The organism is Streptobacillus ratti (genome assembly GCF_001891165.1).
Lineage (GTDB): Bacteria > Fusobacteriota > Fusobacteriia > Fusobacteriales > Leptotrichiaceae > Streptobacillus > Streptobacillus ratti.
The window spans coordinates 1-313 of the sequence record NZ_LKKW01000105.1 but is presented as its reverse complement, the minus strand read 5'-3'; the positions used below and the strand labels follow the sequence as shown (position 1 = coordinate 313).

1 protein-coding gene is annotated in these 313 nt (G+C 62.0%); it reads left to right on the top strand.

The genetic code is table 11. From position 1 onward, the window contains the following. A partial coding sequence (locus BT993_RS06985; protein ID WP_143604329.1) for an ABC transporter substrate-binding protein occupies window positions 1–313 on the top strand: 313 nt, incomplete at both ends.

The following is a 313-nucleotide window of genomic DNA, read 5'->3' as shown; positions in this document are numbered from 1 at the left end:
GTGTCGTCGGGCATCATCGCGAATTCGGACTATGTGAAGGCCAATGCCGACCTGGTCCGCCGCTTCATGTCGGCGACGACAAAAGCGGTGGAGGCTGCGGAGAAGGACCCGAAGGCGGCCGCGCAGTCGATCCTCGATGCCAACCCGAAGGGCGGCAAGATCGAGACGCTGACGCAGGGTTTTGAGCTCACAATCCCGCTCTATCGCACGCCGGCGACCAAGGACAAGCGGCCGTTCCAGGTCACCGACCAGAACATGACCGAGTCGGTCGATTTGATGGTCGAATATGGTGGCCTCGACGCCAAGGCGAAGG